Origin of the sequence: Pseudarthrobacter cellobiosi (genome assembly GCF_023913815.1) — a bacterium.
GTDB lineage: Bacteria > Actinomycetota > Actinomycetes > Actinomycetales > Micrococcaceae > Arthrobacter > Arthrobacter cellobiosi.
The window spans coordinates 1-17,314 of sequence record NZ_JAMXBK010000018.1; the positions used below are offsets into that span (position 1 = coordinate 1).

Consider the following 17,314-nt stretch of genomic DNA (forward strand, 5'->3'; position numbering starts at 1 on the left):
AACCAGACCACACCACGGGGTGGCGGATCCAATCAATTCAACCAATTCAATACAATAAATTGGTATCAACAAACTTGGCACACTATTGAGTTCTCAAACAACAGACACATTCGAATAATTCCCGAAACAATTCATATTCAAATGAATTCTTTTGCTTCGCTTTTCTTCGCTGCGATGTTTATAGCTTATTTCATTCTTATTCACTTTGCAAATCCGGGTTATTTTCCCGATATTCACTCTGTGGAACGAATCCGCCCATCAAAAAGTTAAGCTTTTCATCATTTTCGTGCTTTGCACACGATGAATTGCTTCTCTTGTGAAGGGGGTTTGTCACCACTCAACGGCGGCGACTCAGAAAACAATACACGCTCCCCCGAGGCCGTGCAAATCGGCTGCGGAGGAGCATGAATGGGGGCTTGGTAAGGCTAAGGAACCAGGACTTCGACAGTCGCGAGATTCTTCTTGCCGCGGCGCAGGAGCAGGTACTGGCCATGCAGCAGCTCCGATTCGGAGATGACAGCTTCCGGGTCGGACACCTTCTCGTTGTTTACATAGGCACCGCCTTCGCCGACAGTCCGCCGTGCCGCGGACTTGCTCTCCGACAGGCCAGACGCCACCAGCAGGTCAATGATCCCGAGGCCATCCACTTGGATGCGAGCGGACGGAAGCTCCGACGTGGCTGCTTCAAGCGTTGGCCGGTCCAGGGCCGACAGGTCGCCGTTGCCAAAAAGTGCAGCAGACGCCGCGATGACTTTCTCCGTTGCCCCCACACCGTGGACCAGAGAAGTCACTTCGAACGCCAGCTTCCGCTGGCCTTCCCGTGCAAAGGGACGCTCGGCCACGGCAGCTGCCAGGGTTTCGATTTCCGCGCGGCTCAGGAAAGTGAAGACCTTCAGCCGGTCCACTACGTCAGAGTCGGCGGTGTTCAGCCAGAACTGGTAGAAGGCGTACGGGCTGCACATGCCGGCGTCGAGCCAGATGGCATTGCCTTCACTCTTGCCGAACTTGGTGCCGTCCGAGTTGGTGATCAGCGGGGTGCCCAGGGCGTGCACACTCTTACCCTCAACCTTGCGGATGAGTTCAGTGCCGCTGGTGAGGTTACCCCACTGGTCCGAGCCGCCGGTCTGCAGCATGCAGCCGTAGTCACGGAACAGCTGGAGGTAGTCCATGCCCTGCAGGATCTGGTAGCTGAATTCCGTGTAACTGATGCCCTCGTCCGAGCTGAGGCGGGAAGCGACAGCATCCTTGCGAAGCATGGTGCCGACCCGGTAGTGCTTTCCGATCTCGCGCAGGAAGTCAATGGCGCTCAACGGCGCGGTCCAGTCGAGGTTGTTGACCATGTGGGCGGCGCTGGGGCCATCGAAGCTCAAGAATCGGCGGACCTGGGCCTGCAGGTAGCCCACCCATTCATTAACGGTGTCCTTGGTGTTCAGCGTGCGTTCAGCGGTGGGCCGCGGATCGCCGATCAGTCCCGTGGATCCGCCAACCAGCCCCAGCGGCTTGTGCCCGGCGAGCTGCAGCCGGCGCATAACCAGGAGTTGGACCAGGTTACCCAGGTGCAGGCTCGGCGCCGTGGGGTCGAATCCGCAGTAATAGGTGATCGGATCACCAGCGAGAAGCTTTTCCAGTTCCTCTTCATCGGTGGAGACGTGGACCAGGCCGCGCCACTTCAGCTCCTGCCAGACATTGGCGAAGGTGGGGTCGTTCTGCTGGGATTCGAGATCGTTGAGTTCTGACACGACTTCTAAGTTAGCAGGATCAGCGACGCCCGGCGTCGAAATGAACGGCGCCGGGCGTCAAGGGCAAAGCAGACCTGCTCAGCCGTCTATGCCTGCCGGAATACCTTCCGCGGCGATCAGCCGGAGCCGCTGGGTGGGCCGGGTCATAGCGACGTACAGATCGCCCACCCGGCCGTGCTCGTGGTTGAGCATGACGGACGGCTCAAGGACCACAACGCCATCGAACTCCAGGCCCTTGGCCTCGCGCGGGCTGATGACCACGATGTCCTGTTCGTAGCTGCCCGCGCCGTTGCCGATGCGCCGGCCGTACACGGCACGAAGGGCTGACGTTGCCGCAGGCAGAAGGTCGCCGTCGGCAATCACGGCGAGGAGGCCGCCGTCGAGCGCTGCCAGTTCTTCGGGGAGTACCTCCACCAAACGGCTCACCACCTGTCCGCGGTCAACCTTGTCGATAACAGGGGCCCAGCGCCCTTCGCGGACGGCCTTCGGCGCGGAAACCACCAGTCCGGCAGCGTTGGCCATGCGGGCGGCGGCTTCGGCGATCTGGGAGGGCGTCCGGTAGTTCACTGTCAGCTCCTCCAGCTGCCAGCGGTCACCGAACATGGGCGCCAGGGCCCCCTGCCAGGAGTTAGCGCCGGCAACTGAACTCGTCTGTGCGATGTCGCCCACGATGGTGAAGGATTTCAGCGGGCAACGGCGGACCAGCAGGCGCCATTGCATGGGCGAAAGCTCCTGCGCCTCATCCACCACGATGTGGCCGAAGGCCCACGTGCGGTCGCTGGTGGCGCGCTCGGCGGCCGTCAGGCGGTTCTCGCGCTCCTGGTTCTGATCGGCGAGTTCCTCGGCGGAGATGAGTACATCGACACCCATGTCCCCCATGTTCACCAGTGTCTGCTTGGCGTTGGCAAGGTCCCGGGCGCGGTCGTGCTCCTGCTGTGCAAGGCCACGTCCCGCCGCCGGGTCCATTTCGCCAAGGAGCTCCGCGGCCTCGTCCAGCAGCGGGACATCGGCCTCGGTCCAGGGCGCATCAGCGGAGCGCAGCAGCAGCGACCGCTCCCTAAGGGACAGGCTCGGTGTGCAGGCCGCCAGGACTGCGGGCTTGCTCAGAAGCTCGGTGATCAGCTTCTCCGGAGTCATCGGCATCCAGCACAGGTTCAGGACGATCCGAACATCGCGGGCCGTGCGGACATCTTCAGCGAGATACGAGCGGTCGGCATTGTTCCCGATGCTCCCGGCTTCCACGAGATCGGTCAACTGTTCGGTCAGTTCGCGGAGCAGAATCTTGATAAACGTCAGGCGCGCCTCGTTGTGCGGCTTGCCGGTGGACCGGGCACGTTCGCGCGCCCGGCTGACCTGCCGCCGCGTCAGCACCAGTTTGCGGCCGTCAACGTCCAGGACGCGGTCCTCGGCAGGGATCCGCTGCCGGTTCGCCACCGCATTGGCCACAACCTTCACCATATCCAGCCGCCCCTTGATGGCCGCGACCTCTGCCTCAGGTTCAGCAACCGCCTTGATGCCCGGCATCAGTCGACCCACGCTGGCCATGACCACGCCGGTCTCACCAAGCGAGGGAAGAACACGTTCGATGTACTTCATAAACGACGACGACGGGCCCACCAGCAGCACACCGGCAGTCTTCAGCCGTTCCCGGTGTGTGTAAAGCAGGTACGCGGCCCGGTGCAGTGCCACAGCAGTCTTACCGGTACCGGGTCCACCCTGCACCACGAGGGCGCCGGAAATGGATGACCGAATGATGCGGTCCTGCTCGGACTGGATGGTGCCGACGATGTCGGACATCCGGCCCGTGCGCTTGGAATCCAAGGCGGCCAGCAACGCTCCTTCGCCCTGCAGCGATGCGTCGTCCGCAAGCATGTCCGCATCAAGGACGTCATCCTCGATGGCCTTGACTTCCCGGCCCTGCAGAATCAGGTGCCGCCGGCGGCGGACGCCCTGCCGGTCAAAGGCCGTTGCCTGATAGAAGTGGCCGGCTTCGGGCGCGCGCCAGTCCACCATGAGCCGCTGGAGGTCATCGGTGGTCAAGCCGATGCGCCCAATGTACTGGGCCTCACCGGAATCCAGGTCGAGGCGGCCGAAGACCAGGCGGTCATCGACGGCGTCGAGCTGGGCGAGGCGGTCCTCGTAGAGCGCGGCGAAGGCGTCCCGTTCGGAAACATTCTGCATGGTGCCCACGGCACCGGCCCGGCGGACCTGTGCCAACTGCTGGCGCTTTTCCGTGCGGAGCTCTTCCAGCCGCGCGTACAGGCCGGCAACATAATTCCGTTCGTGGGCCAAATCGGCGTCGAGCATTAAACGTTCCCCTATCGCAAAAGACAGACCGTCCATTCTACAACCATTTCGGTTAACGCGCCCGCCGGTCCCCAGCCCCGGAAGTCACCCAATGTTCACCTTCAGTCCGCACACTTCCGTAGCCGCGCCGCCCCGTGAATGATTCAATACTGCAATGCACCACGAGAACGTCCTGACCGGATACGGGCTGTCCCTCATTCCGTTGGCACCGCACCATGCCGAAGGGCTGTTTGACTTCGTGGACGCCGCGATGTGGGCAGGAATGGCGGCGCCCCTGCCGGCCACGGCGCACGAGCTTTCAGGGCTGTTTGCGGCCAGGATTGAGGACCCGGCCAGCCTGGCCTTCGCTGTGACGGACCAGCGGACCGGGGCCCTCCTGGGCACAAGCGCCCTGAATGCTTTCGATGCCGCCCAGCAACGCGCGGAAGTTGGCGGCACCTTCTTTGGACGGCAATTCTGGGGCACGCACGTAAATCCCGCCAGCAAGCACGCCCTGCTCGCCTTTGCGTTCGAAGTCCTTCGGGTTCAGCGGGTTGCGTTTCGCTGCGACGCACGCAATGTGCGCAGCGCCGCCGCCATCGAACGGCTGGGGGCAACGTTCGAGGGCGTGCTGCGCAGCCACCGCTTGGCGCCTGACGGCACACGTGCGGATTCCGCAGTGTTCTCGGTCCTGGGGCAGGAATGGCCCGCTGTACAACGGCGACTCCAGCACCGGTTGGCGCCGTTCGCCCTGGCGGGAGACCACCCCGGCGGGACGGATTATGCCCGGCGCACCTTCGCCGCCTTGTAGCGGGACACGGTGGGATCGCCTGGCAGCCAGAAGCGCCAGGGATACGTCACGGAGCCGCCATCGCCGGAAACGCCCACCCTCGGCCCGGACATGAATTCAGTGGCAGGTACCGAGGGCAGCCGCAGTTCGAAGGGGTCAGCCAGCGCATCCCGGCCGCTGTCGGCAGTAGTCAGGGCCAGTGTGGTGGCCAGCCGGGCCGGGCCGCTCGCCAGGTCGAGGGCCGATTTCGACGTCGGACGCCGCACCAGCGCGAGGCGCTGCCCCTCCACCACCTCGCCCGCCCGCAACAGGACGGCAGATGCGGTGCCCGCCGGACCGCAGACGATGTTGGCGCAGTAGTGCATGCCATACGTGAAATAGACGTAGAGGTGGCCGGCCGGGCCGAACATGGGCGCGTTGCGGGCCGTGGGGCCACGGAAAGTGTGGGAGCCGGGATCCGGATGCGACGAGCCGCCGGGACCCATGTACGCCTCCACCTCGGTGATCCGCACAGCCACCGTTCCCTCGTGGCTGTGGTGGGTCAGCACAGATCCCAGTAGCCGCGGAGCGACACTCCGGGCATCGCCTGACAGCAGGTCGCGGAGCTGTTCCGGGCTGGCGGGACTCAGGCTGACGGTCATGATCCGACTCTACCGAACGCCACGGCCGTGTCCGATTTCCGCTAGCAGTCCCTGTCGCTGGCTGGCAGGATGGAGGGCATGGACTTCTGGCAGCGCTACCGCGCGATTGACGCACGGGACACCCGGTTCGACGGGCAGTTCTACACCGCTGTCCGGACCACTGGCATCTACTGTCGTCCGTCCTGCCCCGCCCGGACCCCGAAAGCGGCGAACGTCACCTTCTACGAAACCTCTGCCGCAGCGCACGACGCCGGCTACCGGGCGTGCAAGCGCTGCCTTCCCGAAGCAGTGCCCGGCACGCCTGCGTGGAACATCCGGCAGGACCTGGCGGGCCGCGCGATGCGCCTGATCAACGACGGCGTGATCAACCGGGAAGGGGTGGAGGGCCTCGCCGCCCGGCTGGGATATTCCTCCCGCCAGCTCAACAGGATCCTCAGCCACGAACTCGGCGCCGGCCCGCTCTCCCTGGCCCGGGCCAGCCGCGCCCAGACCGCCCGCACCCTGTTGGTGTCCACAGCGATGAAGCTGGCGGACATCGCATTCGCGTCCGGCTTCAGCAGCGTCCGCCAGTTCAACGACACCATGGTGGAGGTGTTCGCCATGACTCCCACTGCCCTGCGCGCGACCGCCAGGCACCACCGCTCCCATGCCGCCGCGACGTCCCTGACGTTGAGCCTGCCGTACCGCGAACCGTTCGATCCCGGCATCTTTTCCTTCCTCGCCGTCAGGGCAATCCCCGGGATCGAGGCGGGGACGCCGACGTCGTACGCCCGTACTTTGCAGCTGCCGCATGGCGACGCCCGCTTCAGCGTGACTTACGACGACGGCGCTCCCGGACGGCCACTGACCCTCACCATCGGCGCGGTGGACCTCCGGGACCTGCCCGCCCTGCTGAGCAGGGTACGCCGGCTCTTCGACCTCGACGCCGATCCGGTAGCCATCGACAGTGCACTGTCTCAGGAGCCCCGCCTGGCCGCCTCGGTTGCCAGTGCGCCGGGCATCAGGATGCCCGGCGCGGTGGATCCGCAGGAGCTGCTCATCCGGGCGATGATCGGGCAGCAAATCACCGTGGCTGCGGCCCGGACCGCACTGACGCAGCTGGCCGCTGCCGGCAGTCCCAGCGCGGTCCCCGGTGAGGGCCTTGATCGGCTGTTTCCCACCGCGGCCGAAATCGCCGAGACCGGCTACACGCTGCTGCGCGGGCCGCAACGCCGGATTGACGCAATACGTTCTGCAGCATCGGCCCTGGCTGGAGGTCAACTGGATTTTGGCTACGGGGACGATCTGCCCGGGCTCGGCGCCAAGCTGCTTCCCCTTCCCGGGGTGGGCCCGTGGACCGTGGGCTACGTGGCAATGCGTGTCCTTGGCGCGCCGGACGTGTTTCTGGCCAACGACGCCGCGGTGCGAAACGGCATCCGGGCGCTCGCCCCGGCCCTCACGAACCAAGACGGCGGCGGCGTTGAGGCGCCTGGCGTGACGCCAAGCCCCGATTTCCGCGAGGTCAGCCCGTGGCGGTCCTACGCCACCATGCACCTGTGGCGCGCCGCCGCGGAGTCCAAATCCCCCAAACGTGAACAAGCCGTTCCAGAGAAAGCGATGCTATGAAAGCCCAGTTGCTAGTGATGTCCACCCCGGACGGCCCGTTCACCATCCTTGCCCAGGACGGCGTGGTCCTCGCCTCAGGCTGGACCGCCGAGCCGGGTGAGCTGACCGGCCAGATCCACCCCGAGCTGCGGCCGGGCGATGTCGAAGCAGTGACGGATCTGGGCCCCATCTCCCGGGCCGTTGAAGCCTTTTATGCCGGCGACCCCGCACCCGCCATGGCCGTCCCCGTGCGCCAGAAGTCGGGGCCCTTCCGGTCACATGCCTGGGATGTGCTGAGGACCGTGCGTCCCGGGTCGCCGGTGACGTACACCGAGTACGCCGAACTTTCCGGAAATCCGAAGGCGGTCCGGGCCGCGGCAAGCGCCTGCGCCTTCAACGCGGCAGCCTTGTTTGTGCCGTGCCACCGAGTTATCCGCACCGACGGTTCCCTGGGCGGTTTCCGCTGGGGCCTGGCCATCAAGGAAAGCCTGCTGGCCCGCGAGGCAACGGAGAGCCTGTTGGCCCGCGAAGCCGGATAGGGGCTACCGCGTTGCGGGTGTCCCGGCTGGCCAGGGCAGCAGTTCCGGGAGGTCCACGCCGTCCGCGGCGGCTGTTGCCCGCAGGCTGCCGAGCGATGGTTCACGGCCGGCCAGCCAGGCGGCAATGTCGGTGATCATCCCGCTGATGACGGTGGAACGGCCAAGGCCAAGGGTCACGGGCGGCAGCCCCAGTGGCTGCAACACCAGTTTTTCCCCCGGCGGGACACGGGCCGCCAGGAAGTCAAAGAGGTGCTCGCAGAATTTCCGGCTCCACGTCTCGGGGCCGAGTCCGGCGCCGAGGTCCGCGGTGTGGATCACGAGTTCACGCCACAGCGCGAGGCCGCCGTCGAAGACCACGCCGCCGCGGTAGGCAATGGATGCCTGCCAGTCGGCGTCTCCATCCAGCGAATCAAAAGCCTTCAGTGCCCGGTCCAGGCCAGCCTGCAGGTCGGCCCGGTGCGCATCCGCGTTGTGGCCGGCGGCCATCTCGATGGCCTTCGTGCGTCCGTCCTGGCCTCCGTCGTACAGCTCAACAGTGGCGCCGCGGGCGGCATATTCCAGCTGCCGTGCCATGGCGTTGGAGATGCCGGCGAGATGCGCCAGGACGTGCCCGCGGGTCCAACCGGGGAGTCCCGACGGTGCCTTGACATCCTCATCGGTGAATTTCGCGGCGGTCGAGGCCACGGCGCTGGCGGCCTTGTGCAGGTCGGCCAGTAGTTCTGAAGTAGTGATCTCAGTCATAGCGCCATGGTAGCCGACAGAGTTAACGCCCATTAACGCCCAACGCTCTCTCAGCTTTGGTGCGGAAACGGCCAACGCTCCTGCACTGACTGCAGGAGCGTTGGCTGAAATCACCTCAAAAGTGAGAGAGGGTTTCGGGGGTTAGGCTGCGCACCCGCGCACGCCGGCGAGCTCGCCTTCGAGGGCAAGCAGCTGGCGTTCGACGGCGGCGGGTGCGGTGCCGCCCTGGGAGTTGCGGCTCTTGAGCGACCCTTCGGTGGACAGGACCGTGCGGACCTCCGGAGTCAGGTGCTCCGAAATGGCGACGTATTCCTCATCCGTCAGATCCCACAGCTCCACATCGCGGCTTTCGGCCTGCTTCACGGCCGCTCCGGAGAGCTCGTGTGCCTCCCGGAACGGAACACCCTGGCGGACCAGCCATTCCGCGATGTCCGTGGCCAGCGCGAAGCCCTGCGGTGCCAGCGACTCCATCCGTTCCGTGTTGAACTTCAGCGTCGCGATCATGCCCGAGACTGCCGGAAGCAGCAGCTCCAGAGTGTCGGCAGCGTCGAAGACCGGCTCTTTGTCTTCCTGCAGGTCGCGGTTGTACGCGAGCGGCAGGCCCTTGAGCGTGGCCAGCAGCCCAGTCAGGTTGCCGATCAGGCGCCCTGCCTTGCCGCGGGCCAGTTCGGCGACGTCGGGGTTCTTCTTCTGCGGCATGATCGAGGAACCGGTGGAGTAGGAATCGTGCAGGGTCACGAAGGAGAACTCCTTGGTGGCCCAGAGAATGACTTCCTCCGAAACGCGGGACAGGTCCACGCCGATCATGGCCGTAACCCACGCAAACTCGGCGAAGACATCGCGCGATGCGGTGCCGTCAATGGAGTTGTGCGTGGCGGAGAAGAAGCCCAGGTCCGCCGCGACGGCCTCCGGGTCGAGGCCCAGCGACGAGCCTGCGAGGGCACCGGAACCGTAAGGCGAAACCCCTGCGCGCTTGTCCCAGTCCTGGAGCCGCTGCACGTCGCGCAGCAGCGCCCAGGCATGGGCCAGCAGGTGGTGGCTGAGCAGGATGGGCTGGGCATGCTGCAGGTGCGTACGCCCGGGCATGGCCACACCCTGGTGGGCCTTGGCCTGGTCCACCAGGGCCTCGATGGTTGCCAGCACACCGCGCGCGATGATCCGGGCGTGGTCACGCAGGAACATGCGGCCCAGCGTGGCCACCTGGTCGTTGCGGGACCGGCCGGCGCGGAGCTTGCCGCCGAGCTGGGTGCCGGCGCGCTCGATCAGGCCGCGTTCCAGTGACCCGTGTACGTCCTCGTCGGACTCGGCCGGAAGATACGCGCCGGAGGCGACGTCGTCATCCAGCCGGCTCAGGGCGTCGAGCATGCCTTCGAGTTCGGCGTCGTCCAGCAGCCCGGCCTTGTGCAGCACGCGGGCGTGCGCCTTGGATCCGGCGATGTCGTAGCGGGCCAGCCGCCAGTCAAAGTGAGTGGACTTGCTCAACGCCGCGAGGGCATCTGCGGGGCCGCCGGCGAACCGGCCACCCCACAGTGCGCCGGTGTTGGTCGCGTCGGATTTCGGGGTTTCGACAGGCTCAACCACCGATATTTACTTCCCTGCGACGCGGATATCGCGGCCGGAGGCAACCTTGGCGGACATGCCCCACAGTTCGATGAAGCCGCGTGCCATGGACTGGTCGAATGTGTCGCCGGTGTCGTAGGTGGCGAGGTCGAAGTCGTAGAGCGAGGTCTCGGAACGGCGTCCGTTGACGATCGCCTGGCCGCCGTGCAGCACCATGCGGATGTCGCCGGTGACGTATTTCTGGGTGTCTTCGATGAAGGCGTCCAGGGAGCGCTTGAGCGGTGAGAACCACTGGCCGTCGTAGACCAGTTCGGCCCAGCGCTGGCCAACAGTGGCCTTGAAGCGGGCCTGCTCGCGTTCGATGGTGATGTCCTCGAGGTGCTTGTGCGCGGTGATCAGCGCCATGGCACCGGGGGCTTCGTAGATTTCGCGGGACTTGATGCCCACGAGGCGGTCTTCGACGACGTCGATCCGGCCCACACCCTGCGCGCCGGCACGGCGGTTCAGTTCCTTGATGGCCTGCAGCGGGGTGACCCGGACGCCGTCGATCGCTACCGGCACGCCGGCTTCGAACGAAATGGTGACCTCATCCGGGGCCGGCGGGAACTCCGGCGTCGCGGTGTAGTCGTAGATGTCCTTGGTGGGCGCGTTCCAGATGTCCTCGAGGTAACCGGTTTCGACGGCGCGTCCCCAGACGTTCTGATCGATCGAGTACGGGTTCTTCTTGGTGGTCTCGATCGGCAGTCCCTTTTCCTCGGCGAAGGCGATGGCCTTGTCGCGGGTGAGGGCGAGGTCGCGGACCGGAGCGATGCACTTCAGGTCCGGGCCGAGGGTCTGGATGCCCACTTCGAAGCGGACCTGGTCGTTGCCTTTGCCGGTGCAGCCGTGGGCCACGGTGGTGGCGCCGAATTCACGGGCGGCCTTGACCAGGTGCTTGACGATGACCGGCCGGGAGATGGCGGAAACCAGCGGGTAGTGGCCCTGGTAGAGGGCGTTGGCCTTCAGCGTGGGCATGCAGTATTCGTCAGCGAACTCATCGGAGGCGTCGGCCACGTAGGCTTCAACGGCGCCGCAGCCCAGTGCGCGCTGGCGGATGGTCTCCAGCGACTCGCCGCCCTGTCCGACGTCGACCGCTACGGCGATGACCTCGGCACCGGTGGCTTCGCCGATCCAGCCGATGGCTACGGAAGTATCGAGGCCACCGGAGTAGGCCAGAACAATACGCTCAGTCACGAAAATGCTCCTAATTGGGGTTGTAGATATTGTCGGGGAAATTCTTCAGGGAAAAACGTTCTGGGGAAAGCCTGTCACACCGGGAGGGTGTTCGGGCGGTGTGGGCCTACTGGCTGCCGCCGGCTTCCTCGGCGAGCTGCAGGAACCGGACCGCGAGGTCCTGCCCGCCCTGCGGATCCCGGGAGACCAGCAGCACGGTGTCGTCACCGGCAATGGTCCCGAGGATGGAGGGCATCACCGAGTGGTCGATGGCCAGGGCCAGGAAGTTGGCCGCACCGGGCGGGGTCCGGAGCACCGCGATGTTGGCCGAGGCTTCCGCCGTGACCAGAAGTTCGCTGCACAGCCGGGCAAGCCTGGCATCCAGGATCTCCTGGCTGACTCCGCTTTTGGCCGCACGTTCGCCGCCCTCGCCGGGGACGGCGTAAACCAGCACGCCTTCCTTGCCGCGGACCCGGACGGCGCCGAGTTCCACGAGGTCCCGGGACAGCGTGGCCTGGGTGACCTGGACGCCGTCGTCCGCCAGCAAAGCGGCCAGCTCCGCCTGGGAGCGCACCGATTCACCCGTCAGGATCGCGGTGATGCGCGCCTGGCGGGCCGTTTTGGTGGCCGGGCTGGAGCCCGGCGATGCCGGCGGGACGGACACTAGTTGCCAACCTCCCGTGGCGCCAGCCCGTCCACCGGCGCCAGCCCGTCCACCAGGGCCAGGCCTTCGACGACGGCGAGTCCGGATCGGTGCATCAGCCAGGCCATCAGGGCCTTCTGCGCGTGCAGCCGGTTCTCGGCTTCGTCCCACACGATCGACTGCGGGCCGTCGATGACGCCCGCCGAAATCTCGTAGCCGCGGTAGGCGGGCAGGCAGTGAAGCACGACGGCGTCATCCGCCGCGTGTGCCATAGCCGCCTCATCGACGGAGTACTCCCGGAACAGCTGCAGCCGGGCCTCCTTTTCGGCTTCCTGGCCCATGGAGACCCAGGTGTCCGTGGCCACAACGTCGGCGCCCTTGAGGGCAACGGCGGCGTCGGTGGTGACCAGCACGGAACCGCCGGTCTGGGCGGCGCGCTCCTCGGCCGCGGCAACGATCTCCGCTGCCGGGAGGTAGCCTTCGGGCCCGGCGATGCGGACGTGCATCCCGGCGGTGACGCCGGCCAGCAGGTAGGAGTTGGCCATGTTGTTGGCGGCGTCGCCCAGGTAGCTCATGGTGAGGCCTTTGAGCTCGCCCTTGTGTTCCTTGACGGCGAGCAGGTCCGCCAGGAGCTGGCACGGGTGGTAGTCATCGCACAAGGCGTTGATAACCGGCACCCTGGAGTTCGCCGCCATGGCCACCAGGCCCGAGTGCGCGCCGGTGCGCCACACAATGGTGGAGACCATACGCTCCAGGACCTTGGCGGTGTCCTCGACAGATTCCTTGTGGCCGATCTGCGCCTCGCCCGGGTTGATGATCAGCGCGTTGCCGCCCATGTCCGCGATGCCGGTGGCGAAGGAAACCCGCGTACGGGTGGAGGTCTTATCGAAGATGACGGCCACCGTCTTGCGGCCATTGCCCTCCCCGGCAAAGGGCTGCACGCTGTACGGCGCTGCCTTCATGCGGACGGCCAGGTCCAGGACCTCGGCCTGCTCGGCGGGGCTCAGGTCCGTGTCCTTCAGGAAGTGGCGTGTGGTGCTGGCTGTGCCGGCGGAAGAAACTACAGGGGTCACTGCGCGTCCTTAGCTGTCTGGAGGAGTGCCGGGAGGGCGGCGAGGAAGGTGCCGGCCTGGTCCTTGGTGAGGATCAGCGGCGGGGCGAGCCGGATGGTGTGCGGGCCGGGGCTGTTGACGATGAAACCGGCGTCAAGGCCTGCGGTCACGACGGCGGGAGCCACGTCGGCGTCCAGGTCGAAGCCGATCAGCAGGCCTTCGCCGCGGACTTCGGTGACGCCGTCGACGGCGGCGAGGCCGGTGCGGAGGTAGTCCCCCACAAGTGCAACGTTTTCCAGGACCCGCTGGCTTTCGATCGCGTGCAGCGTGGCCAGCGCGGCCGCCGTCGCCACCGGGTTGCCGCCGAAGGTGGTGCCGTGCTGGCCCGCGGACAGCAGCGACGACGTCCGCTCACCGAACGTGAGAAGCGCACCGATGGGGAAGCCGCCGCCGAGGCCCTTGGCCAGGGTGACGGCGTCCGGAACAATCCCGGCGTCCTCCGTCGCGAGCCATTTGCCGGTGCGGCCGATACCGGTCTGGACCTCGTCCAGGATCAGCAGGGCGCCGGCCTTTGTGGTCGCTTCGCGGGCTGCCTTCAGGTAGCCAGGAGGCAGGGGCCGAACTCCGGCTTCGCCCTGGATGGGCTCCAGGAAAACGGCGGCCACGGTTTCGTCGATGGCTGCTTCCAGGGCCGCGACGTCGCCGAACGGGATGTGGACCACTCCGCCGGGCAAAGGCTCAAACGGTAGGCGGTAGGCTTTCTTCGCGGTCAGGGCCAGGGCACCCATGGTGCGCCCGTGGAAGGCTCCCTCGAGGGCGATGATCTTGGTGCGCTTGCCCGTGGTGCCGTCCGGGCCGGCTCCGTTGCGCCGGGCCAGCTTGAAGGCCGCTTCGTTGGCTTCGGTGCCGGAATTTGTGAAGAACACCTTGGAGCCCGCCGGGGCGTGCGTCAGCGCCAACAGCTTTTCGGCCAGCGCGATCTGCGTGGGGCTGGTGAAGAAATTGGAGATATGGCCCAGGGTGGCCAGCTGGCTCGAAATCACGGACGTGACAAACGGATGGGCGTGGCCCAGGGCGTTGACGGCAATACCGCCGAGCAGGTCCAGGTATTCCTTCCCGTCGGCGTCCCAGACCAGGCAGCCGGCACCACGGACCAGGACACGCTGCGGCGTGCCAAAGACACCCATCAGGGACGTGGAGTAGCGCGCGAGCCAGTCCGCCCCGCTGGTGTGGCCCTTGGTTTCGACAAGCTCAACCACCGGGCTCTGGTGATCGAGCTTGTCGAGATCTTCGACGTTACTCATGAATCTTCCTCTGTATCGGGGACAACCTGCGTGCCTATGCCCGCCGTCGTGAATGTTTCCAGGAGCATCGAGTGCGGCAGGCGGCCGTCCACGATGTGCGCGCGTTCCACTCCGCCGTCAATCGCCTTGAGGCACGCTTCCATCTTGGGGATCATGCCCGATTCCAACGACGGCAGCAGCTGGCGCAGCTCCGAGGCTGTCAGGGAGGAGATGAGGGAGGACCGGTCCGGCCAGTTGGCGTACAGTCCTTCGACATCGGTGAGGATCACCAGTTTGGAGGCCCCCAGGGCTTCGGCGAGGGCCGCGGCAGCAGTATCCGCGTTGACGTTCAGGACCTGGCCGGTGGTCTGGACCTCTCCGGCTGCCGTCTCGAGGCCGTCGGACTCGATTTCCGGTGCCACGGTGGAGATGACCGGGATGCGGCCCGCGGCCAGGATGTCCAGGATGCCCTCGGGGTTCACGCCGACAACTTCGCCCACCAGGCCCAGGTCCACTTCCTCGCCGTCAATGACGGTGCCGGTCCGGACGGCACGGAGCAGGCCGCCGTCTTCCCCGGACATTCCCACCGCGTAGGGGCCGTGGGAGTTGATCAGGCCCACCAGTTCGCGGCCCACCTGGCCGGTGAGGACCATCCGGACCACGTCCATGGCTTCGGGCGTGGTGACGCGGAGGCCGCCTTTGAACTCGGACTCGATGCCCAGCCGCGCCAGCATGGAGTTGATCTGCGGACCGCCGCCGTGGACCACCACGGGGTGGATGCCCACATGGTGCAGGAACACCACGTCTTCGGCGAAGGCACGGCGCAGTTCCTCGTTGACCATGGCGTTGCCGCCGTATTTGATCACCATGGTGGTGCCGGCGAACCGCTGGATCCAGGGCAGCGCCTCGATCAGCGTGCCGGCCTTGCTTTGGGCATCACTCATGGACGTCGTTTCACGGGTCTGGGTGTTCATGCGTGCAGTATCTCCAGGGTTGCTGGTGGATCTAGCTTGAGGATCAGCTTGAGTAGGCGCTGTTCTCGTGGACGTAGTCGTGAGTGAGGTCGTTGGTCCAGATGGTGGCTTCGGCGTCACCGGACTGCAGGTCAATTTCCACCAGTACTTCGCGGGGTTCCAGGTCCACCAGGTTTCGGTCGTCGCCGATGCTGCCGTTGCGGCAGATCTGGATGCCGTTGATGGCCACGTTGAGCTGGTCCGGTTCGAACATGGCGTCCGTGGTGCCCACAGCGGACAGCACGCGGCCCCAGTTGGGGTCCTTGCCGAAAATGGCTGCCTTGAACAGGTTGGACCGGGCCACGGAGCGGCTGACCGTTTCGGCGTCCCGCTCGCTGGCCGCGTTGAACGTGCGGATGGCGATATCGTGGCTGGCGCCTTCGGCGTCCCCGATCAGCTTGCGCGCCAGTTCGGCGCATACCTGGGTCAGCCCGCCACCAAAGGCTTCCGCGGACGGGACGGCGCCTGACGCGCCGGAGGCCAGCAGCACCACGGTGTCATTGGTGGACATGCAGCCGTCCGAATCAGCCCGGTCGAAGGTGACGCGCGTGGCGTCGCGGAGAACGATGTCGAGCATTTCCGCTTCGACGTCGGCGTCAGTGGTAAGGACTACCAGCATGGTGGCCAGGCCGGGTGCCAGCATGCCGGCGCCCTTGGCGATGCCGCCGATGGTGAACTCCTGGCCGTCGGCGTCCGTGCCGATGAACAGTGCGGACTTGGGGACCGAGTCTGTGGTCATGATGGCGTTGGCCGCATCCGGCCCGCCGTCCGTGCTGAGCGCTGCCGAGGCAGCCTCGACGCCCGGGAGGATCTTGTCCATGGGCAGCTGCTCGCCGATCAGGCCGGTGGAACAGACAAACACGTCCGTCGCGGAGATGCCGAGGACCGCGGCCACTTTTTCGGCCGTGCTGTGGGTGTTCTGGAACCCCTGGGGACCGGTACAGGCGTTGGCACCGCCGGAGTTGAGGACCACTGCGTCCACGCGGCCGTCCGAGACCACCTGGCGGGACCAGTGGACGGGGGCCGCGGCCACGCGATTGCTGGTGAAGACGGCGGCCGCCGCCTTCGACGGGCCGTCGTTGACCACCAGGGCGAAGTCCGGCTTGCCGGAGGTCTTGAGGCCGGCGGTGACGCCGGCGGCGCGGAATCCCAGGGGGGCGGTAACGGTCACGGTGCAACTCCCTGCAGGTTGAGGCCGGCGGTTTCCGGCAGGCCAAGCGCAATATTCATGGACTGCACGGCGCCGCCTGCAGTCCCCTTGGTGAGGTTATCAATGACGCACGTCACAATCACGCGGCCGGTGTGTTCATCCAGTGCCAACTGCATAGCGGCGTGGTTGGAGCCCTGGACGGACTTGGTGGCGGGCCACTGCCCTTCCGGCAGCAAGTGGACAAACGGTTCGTCGTCGTAGGCATCCGCCCACGCCTGGCGAAGGTCCGCCGCGGTGGTGCCGGGCTTGACCGCCGCGGTGGCCGTGGTGAGGATGCCGCGGCTCATCGGTGCGAGCGTCGGGGTGAAGGACACGGTGACACTCTCCCCGGCAGCATTGGAGAGGCCCTGCTCGATCTCCGGCGTGTGGCGGTGGCCGCCGCCTACGCCGTAGGGGCTCATGGAGCCCATCACCTCAGAACCGATGAGGTTCACTTTCGCGGCCTTGCCCGCACCAGAGGTGCCGGAAGCGGAAACAATCACGACGTCGTCGGGCTGGAGCAGCTTGGCGGCGAACCCGGGCGCCAGGGCCAGGAGGGCCGACGTCGGGTAGCAGCCCGGGACGGCGATCCGCGTGGCGCCCTTGAGGGCCTCGCGCTGGCCGGGGAGCTCCGGCAGACCGTAGGGCCACGTTCCGGCGTGGGCCGTGCCGTAGAACTTTTCCCACGCGGTTGGATCTTCGAGGCGGTGGTCCGCGCCGGCGTCGATCACTACGGTGCCCTCCGGGAGCTGTGCCGCGATCTCGGCGGAAGCACCGTGCGGAAGTGCCAGGAACACGACATCGTGCCCGGACAGATTCTCCACGGTGGTGTCTTCCAGGATGCGGCTGGCCAGTCCGTGCAGGTGCGGCTGCAGCTCGCCAAGGCGGGAGCCTGCATTGCTGTGCGCGGTGATGGCACCGATGGTCACGTCCGGATGTCCGGCCAGGAGCCGCAGGACTTCTCCCCCGGCGTAGCCGCTGGCCCCGGAGACGGCAACAGAAATAGTCATGCCGTGAATCTTACAGCAAAAGTATTCAGTGT

General features: G+C 66.2%; 16 protein-coding genes. 4 read left to right on the forward strand and 12 right to left on the reverse strand.

What is annotated here, in order from left to right; translation table 11 throughout:
• Positions 1-270, forward strand: a 270-nt coding sequence (locus NG701_RS03725) for a hypothetical protein (protein ID WP_252564669.1), incomplete at its 5' end; no start/stop codon positions are given.
• Between the two features lie 155 nt (positions 271-425).
• Here the strand turns inward: NG701_RS03725 and tyrS are convergent.
• Both tyrS and NG701_RS03735 read right to left on the reverse strand, forming a co-directional pair.
• Positions 426-1,739 (reverse strand): tyrosine--tRNA ligase, encoded by a 1,314-nt coding sequence (tyrS, locus tag NG701_RS03730; RefSeq protein ID WP_252564671.1) that lies wholly within the window; start codon positions 1,737-1,739, stop codon positions 426-428.
• Between the two features lie 78 nt (positions 1,740-1,817).
• Positions 1,818-4,046 (reverse strand): HelD family protein, encoded by a 2,229-nt coding sequence (locus NG701_RS03735; RefSeq protein ID WP_252564672.1) that lies wholly within the window; start codon positions 4,044-4,046, stop codon positions 1,818-1,820.
• A 154-nt stretch (positions 4,047-4,200) separates the two neighbouring features.
• Here NG701_RS03735 and NG701_RS03740 point away from each other — a divergent pair, with 154 nt between their 5' ends.
• Positions 4,201-4,836 carry a GNAT family N-acetyltransferase gene (locus NG701_RS03740; RefSeq protein WP_252564673.1) on the forward strand — a complete coding sequence of 212 codons (636 nt, stop codon included), beginning with the start codon at positions 4,201-4,203 and terminating at the stop codon, positions 4,834-4,836.
• Here NG701_RS03740 and NG701_RS03745 read toward each other — a convergent pair.
• A complete protein-coding gene (locus NG701_RS03745) occupies positions 4,806-5,456 on the reverse strand; it encodes a DNA-3-methyladenine glycosylase (protein ID WP_252564674.1) in 651 nt (216 codons plus the stop codon). The two genes, NG701_RS03740 and NG701_RS03745, sit on opposite strands and share 31 nt — an antisense overlap.
• 78 nt (positions 5,457-5,534) lie before the next feature.
• On the opposite strand from NG701_RS03745, the gene NG701_RS03750 reads away from it, so the two are divergent.
• Positions 5,535-7,061 (forward strand): AlkA N-terminal domain-containing protein, encoded by a 1,527-nt coding sequence (locus NG701_RS03750; RefSeq protein WP_252564675.1) that lies wholly within the window; start codon positions 5,535-5,537, stop codon positions 7,059-7,061.
• Positions 7,058-7,579 (forward strand): methylated-DNA--[protein]-cysteine S-methyltransferase, encoded by a 522-nt coding sequence (locus NG701_RS03755; RefSeq protein ID WP_252564676.1) that lies wholly within the window; start codon positions 7,058-7,060, stop codon positions 7,577-7,579. Before NG701_RS03750 ends, NG701_RS03755 begins: the two co-directional genes overlap by 4 nt.
• 3 nt (positions 7,580-7,582) lie before the next feature.
• Here NG701_RS03755 and NG701_RS03760 read toward each other — a convergent pair whose 3' ends face one another.
• From NG701_RS03760 to argC, 9 genes are all read right to left on the reverse strand, one after another.
• Entirely contained in the window at positions 7,583-8,320 is a 738-nt protein-coding gene (locus tag NG701_RS03760; protein ID WP_252564677.1) for a maleylpyruvate isomerase family mycothiol-dependent enzyme, read from the reverse strand.
• A 141-nt stretch (positions 8,321-8,461) separates the two neighbouring features.
• A complete protein-coding gene (gene argH, locus NG701_RS03765; RefSeq protein ID WP_252564678.1) occupies positions 8,462-9,901 on the reverse strand; it encodes an argininosuccinate lyase in 1,440 nt (479 codons plus the stop codon).
• Positions 9,902-9,907: 6 nt separating this feature from the next.
• A complete protein-coding gene (locus tag NG701_RS03770) occupies positions 9,908-11,113 on the reverse strand; it encodes an argininosuccinate synthase (RefSeq protein ID WP_252564679.1) in 1,206 nt (401 codons plus the stop codon).
• A 106-nt stretch (positions 11,114-11,219) separates the two neighbouring features.
• Complete coding sequence (locus NG701_RS03775; protein WP_111906510.1) at positions 11,220-11,756, reverse strand: arginine repressor; 537 nt, start codon at positions 11,754-11,756, stop codon at positions 11,220-11,222.
• A complete protein-coding gene (argF, locus tag NG701_RS03780; protein WP_252564681.1) occupies positions 11,756-12,808 on the reverse strand; it encodes an ornithine carbamoyltransferase in 1,053 nt (350 codons plus the stop codon). The genes NG701_RS03775 and argF overlap by 1 nt, the downstream gene beginning before the upstream one ends.
• Positions 12,805-14,091 (reverse strand): acetylornithine transaminase, encoded by a 1,287-nt coding sequence (locus NG701_RS03785; RefSeq protein ID WP_252564683.1) that lies wholly within the window; start codon positions 14,089-14,091, stop codon positions 12,805-12,807. Before NG701_RS03785 ends, argF begins: the two co-directional genes overlap by 4 nt.
• Positions 14,088-15,044, reverse strand: coding sequence for an acetylglutamate kinase (argB, locus tag NG701_RS03790; RefSeq protein ID WP_252564685.1), 957 nt, complete (start codon positions 15,042-15,044; stop codon positions 14,088-14,090). The genes NG701_RS03785 and argB overlap by 4 nt, the downstream gene beginning before the upstream one ends.
• Positions 15,045-15,087: 43 nt before the next feature.
• A complete protein-coding gene (gene argJ, locus NG701_RS03795; RefSeq protein ID WP_252564686.1) occupies positions 15,088-16,254 on the reverse strand; it encodes a bifunctional glutamate N-acetyltransferase/amino-acid acetyltransferase ArgJ in 1,167 nt (388 codons plus the stop codon).
• A complete protein-coding gene (gene argC / locus NG701_RS03800) occupies positions 16,251-17,282 on the reverse strand; it encodes an N-acetyl-gamma-glutamyl-phosphate reductase (protein ID WP_252564688.1) in 1,032 nt (343 codons plus the stop codon). The genes argJ and argC overlap by 4 nt, the downstream gene beginning before the upstream one ends.
• Between the last annotated feature and the right edge of the window lie 32 nt (positions 17,283-17,314).

Excerpts from the sequence above, each read along its gene's own strand:
- NG701_RS03735 (WP_252564672.1), bottom strand. The coding sequence starts at position 4,046 with ATGCTCGACGCCGATTTGGCCCACGAACGGAATTATGTTGCCGGCCTG.
- NG701_RS03740 (WP_252564673.1), top strand. The coding sequence starts at position 4,201 with ATGCACCACGAGAACGTCCTGACCGGATACGGGCTGTCCCTCATTCCG.
- NG701_RS03745 (WP_252564674.1), bottom strand. The coding sequence starts at position 5,456 with ATGACCGTCAGCCTGAGTCCCGCCAGCCCGGAACAGCTCCGCGACCTG.
- NG701_RS03750 (WP_252564675.1), top strand. The coding sequence starts at position 5,535 with ATGGACTTCTGGCAGCGCTACCGCGCGATTGACGCACGGGACACCCGG.
- NG701_RS03755 (WP_252564676.1), top strand. The coding sequence starts at position 7,058 with ATGAAAGCCCAGTTGCTAGTGATGTCCACCCCGGACGGCCCGTTCACC.
- NG701_RS03760 (WP_252564677.1), bottom strand. The coding sequence starts at position 8,320 with ATGACTGAGATCACTACTTCAGAACTACTGGCCGACCTGCACAAGGCC.
- NG701_RS03785 (WP_252564683.1), bottom strand. The coding sequence starts at position 14,091 with ATGAGTAACGTCGAAGATCTCGACAAGCTCGATCACCAGAGCCCGGTG.
- argB (WP_252564685.1), bottom strand. The coding sequence starts at position 15,044 with ATGAACACCCAGACCCGTGAAACGACGTCCATGAGTGATGCCCAAAGC.
- argC (WP_252564688.1), bottom strand. The coding sequence starts at position 17,282 with ATGACTATTTCTGTTGCCGTCTCCGGGGCCAGCGGCTACGCCGGGGGA.